Here is a 3,565-nt window from a genome sequence, read left to right on the forward strand (position 1 = left end):
CTCAACAACTTCGACGTCTTCCATCATGTACACCTGTCCATTTAAAATTTGAATGGACATGATCGTCGGGCGGCACGACTTGCCGATCAAGATGCCTTCGCCGGGCGCTTACGGCGGGAAAACGTGCGGCTGCCATCATGACATTGATACGATCTGCACAACTAAATGGGCACGATCCGTTGACCTACCTGAAAGATGTGTTGACTCGATTGCCGACCCATCGCGCTGCTGACGTCGCGCAGTTGTTGCCCCATCGCTGGGCGCCGATCGTTGCCTAATCCCTTCCGATCACGCCGTCAAGATGCCTTCGCCGGGCGCTTACGGTTGAACAGGAAATTCTCCTGGAGCACGACGCCGATCTGACGGCGCAACCGAACGACCGTATGCCGTGCGGGGAAACGTGCGTAACCTTCAGGGGCAGGAAATCGAGGTCAATCGTGTCAGCTGTCATCGTGGTTGCGTCCGCAAGTGTGGGTTGTGGACGCAATCGTGGATCGATTCAGCAGTACTGGCTAGGTGCGGAGGAATTCGCGCTAACGCCAATCAGGCAGTGAGTCTCGCGTCGATATTATCGGAATCCAGCCAGGCTCGACGGACCGTGGCCGGAGGTTGGTAGCGATGAGCGCTGTGGGGCCGGCGCTCGTTATAGAACTGCCAGCGTTCGATGAGCACTTTGGCCTCGGCGCGGCTGCGGAACCATTCGCGGTTTAGCAATTCGTCTCGCAGTTTGCCGTTGAAGCTTTCGCCGAATCCATTTTACCATGGACTGCCAGGCGCAATGAAGGCTGGACCGATTGCAGCGTCTCGCAGCCAGCGCATGACCTTGGCAGCGGTAAATTCAGCGCCGTTGTCCGACCGAACAAACGCGGGCTTGCCGTACAGTCACATGAGTCGCGATAGCGTCAAGATCACGTCCTGCGACTGCAGGCTGGTGCCAACCTCGATCGCCAGACACTCGCCGGTGTATTCATCGATCACGCATAGCATCTTCAAGGCCCGGCCATCCACCAGCTGATCGTGCACGAAGTTATAGCTCCAAACGTAATTTGGCTGTGTGGCGCCTGGCAGGCGTATGTCGTTGCCGCAACGACGTCGGCGAGGACGTCGACCCGTCATTTACACGAACTTCAGAGCGCAGGGGCAATAAGTGGGGCTGGCACGCCGATCTGCAGCGGCACAGTGGACGTCGTTGACGCTGTCGTAGGCGTACCGCCGAAACTGGACAATGCTTGAATAGATAGATTCAGGGTTTGATTAAACAATTGTTGTTCAGCTTGAAGAAACGCCGCTGTGTCAGCGTCCACTGTCGGGATCGCAGTTGCGACTGCGGTATTTATCTGCGCGCCTGTCTGAACAAGCGTCGATTGAACCGCCGCTGGGTCGAAAGGGGGATTTCCGTTAACGTAGCCGTTAGCAGTTTGACACGCTGCTGTTAGTGCTTTTTGCGCTGCAGCTGCTACCGCGGCTCCAGCAATAAATTGCCCTGCGAGGCCAGTGGGAGTGGCGGCAGCAGCTCCGGCGATACCTCCCACGGCTCCTGCAACCGCTCCAAGAGTACTACAGCCTGAACCTGCTGTAGCTATCCCCAGTGCTAAGCCTACGCCTGCTCCTACTACTCCGATCGGACCAGGCAATGCGCCGGTTTCCCCTGCGGCCGTCGCAAGCCCGGCATAGACGCCAGAAATAAGCGTAGAAGTAATGTCGGCGGCAGCATGCGCAGTCCCATCGGGACCTGCATACCCCAATGCTTGCAAATTCCCTTCAAATTGGTTGGGCGTGGATGTTGTTACGGTAGAGCTCATTGTTCAAAAATCCCTAAAAATTTTACTTTTCCGATAAACACACGCAGCATCTGCGCCTGATAATAAAATGACCCAGCCACAAAAAGCCAAGAAACAACCGAAATGAATGAGGATTTGCTAAATTGATTAAAAAACAATACCCCTGATGAGATTGGCGATGTGAATGACCATGCTGCGCCGCCCGAGTAAATAACAAGAAGAAGTAATATCCTAGTTATGGTTGTGTTGATTTTTAATCGTCTTTCTTGGACTTTGCTGAGGAAAGAGACGCTGGTGAAGCCGAGTATCCAATACAGCGGGACGGTTAGCCAAAAGAAAGAAAAAAAAGCCCCCCAATATGGGGTGTAAGGGTAATTTAATTCTCTCAACTTTCTTATTGCGGGGATTATTTTTGCCATGACGCTCGTGATGGATTTTATCCAAGATACGTCATTGGTCCAATCGGGATTGAACGCCAGATGCATGTACAAGACATAGGCGCATACAATGATGACGACAGTGGCTATGTAGTGAGACTCATTGCGAAACAATTGCTTCGAAAAGAATTTCTTTGAGGTTGGCATAAGACTGAGTAAATTTTAAAAAATACAACTGAAATTCGCTGGCAATTTTATCGCAGGGCGATGGCGACCAAATTAAATATTTATACTATAATCTCCCGCCGAGCCGAGCAAAAGATAACAAATATTAAAGTGATTATTGTTGATCTGTGCGGGTGTCGATCGGCGTCCGGGGGAGTTGAAGTGATGTCGGTCGTTGGGGGGCCGCTGGGCGGAGTAGAACGAGTTGTTGAGCAATTCTCGGTCGTTTGGTCGTAACTAAACACATTACGAGAAAAATGAGGGGCCGGTTGTACGGTTGGGAGAGGCAGCCCGCGTTCAGGTCTCAAACGGGCGTGAGTTGATCTAAGGCGCTTGTGATGCGGAAATTAAGCGCGGCAAGAACGATGTAGCAGATGCAGCTGCAATTTGCGAAGCGGTGACATGACCCACCATGCGCTTCGTGCCAACAAAGGACGAGCATCAACAAGCGACGCTTTGCCCGCATCGCACACGACAAGGATTCGTCGAGGAGCGTACTGCGACGTACAATCGGTTGCGAGGTCTGCTTGCAGAATTCGGTGTGGTTCTGCCACAGAGCCCGGAAAAACTGCGGGCGCATATTGCCAATCATCTGGACGAGTTGCCCGGGTGTCACGGGTCGGCGTAAAGAAGCCGGGGATGATCGGCGTAATGGCGCCAGTAGAACTGGGGGTAAAGCGCGGGTTCGAACGGTTTCAAGGTTGCGGTTTTTTGCCGTTTTTGGCAACTGTATTTTGGGGCGGATCAGGCATGGGTTTCGGGGTGCGCCGGCTGTCGCCTTCGAGCACGAGCCGGTAGGCGCCGTGGCGTAACCGATCTAGAGTTGCTGTGCCGAGGATGCGGTTGTCGGGGAACGCGGCACCCCATTCGTCGAAGTGCAGATTCGACGTGAGGATCGTCGCCGCGCGTTCGTAGCGCGCATCCACGAGATCGTGGAAGTCCTCGTCCTGCGGGGTATGCAAGGGCTTGAGCGCGAAGTCGTCAACGATCAGCAGCGGCAGCTTGGCAAACTGTTGGAACCGACGTTCGTAGGTGCCGGTCGCGCGCGCGGCGTTCAGCCGCTTGAACGACTCGGTCTGCGAGATGAACAGCACGTCCCGGCCTTGACGGGCGGCGCAGTGGCCCAGCGCCTGTGCCAGATGACTCTTGCCCGTGCCCGTTTGCCCGGCGATCAGGATCGCG

General features: G+C 54.5%; 3 protein-coding genes and 3 pseudogenes. 2 read left to right on the forward strand and 4 right to left on the reverse strand.

Annotated elements, in window-relative coordinates; genetic code table 11:
* Positions 1-104: 104 nt before the first annotated feature.
* Positions 105-278: pseudogene (locus tag AC0KUR_RS37710) on the forward strand (transposase domain-containing protein); the annotation flags it as partial.
* A 265-nt stretch (positions 279-543) separates the two neighbouring features.
* On the opposite strand, the pseudogene AC0KUR_RS37715 reads toward AC0KUR_RS37710, so the two are convergent.
* From AC0KUR_RS37715 to AC0KUR_RS37725, 3 genes and pseudogenes are all read right to left on the reverse strand, one after another.
* Positions 544-1,107, reverse strand: a pseudogene (locus AC0KUR_RS37715) (integrase core domain-containing protein); the annotation flags it as partial.
* A 20-nt stretch (positions 1,108-1,127) separates the two neighbouring features.
* The gene (locus AC0KUR_RS37720) at positions 1,128-1,802 is read right to left on the reverse strand and encodes a hypothetical protein (protein WP_226159413.1); all 675 of its coding nucleotides are present in this window, start codon (positions 1,800-1,802) and stop codon (positions 1,128-1,130) included.
* Positions 1,799-2,200, reverse strand: a complete 402-nt coding sequence (locus tag AC0KUR_RS37725; RefSeq protein ID WP_226159414.1) for a hypothetical protein — start codon at positions 2,198-2,200, stop codon at positions 1,799-1,801. The genes AC0KUR_RS37720 and AC0KUR_RS37725 overlap by 4 nt, the downstream gene beginning before the upstream one ends.
* 532 nt (positions 2,201-2,732) lie before the next feature.
* On the opposite strand from AC0KUR_RS37725, the pseudogene AC0KUR_RS37730 reads away from it, so the two are divergent.
* Positions 2,733-2,993: pseudogene (locus tag AC0KUR_RS37730) on the forward strand (IS110 family transposase); the annotation flags it as partial.
* Between the two features lie 85 nt (positions 2,994-3,078).
* Here the strand turns inward: AC0KUR_RS37730 and AC0KUR_RS37735 are convergent.
* Positions 3,079-3,565, reverse strand: a 487-nt coding sequence (locus AC0KUR_RS37735) for an ATP-binding protein (RefSeq protein ID WP_473377370.1), incomplete at its 5' end; no start/stop codon positions are given.

The organism is Burkholderia sp. YHN3-13, assembly GCF_055810675.1.

Bases quoted from the DNA above. Each gene is read 5' to 3' on its own strand.
- AC0KUR_RS37720 (WP_226159413.1), bottom strand. From the start codon at position 1,802: ATGAGCTCTACCGTAACAACATCCACGCCCAACCAATTTGAAGGGAAT.
- AC0KUR_RS37725 (WP_226159414.1), bottom strand. From the start codon at position 2,200: ATGGCAAAAATAATCCCCGCAATAAGAAAGTTGAGAGAATTAAATTAC.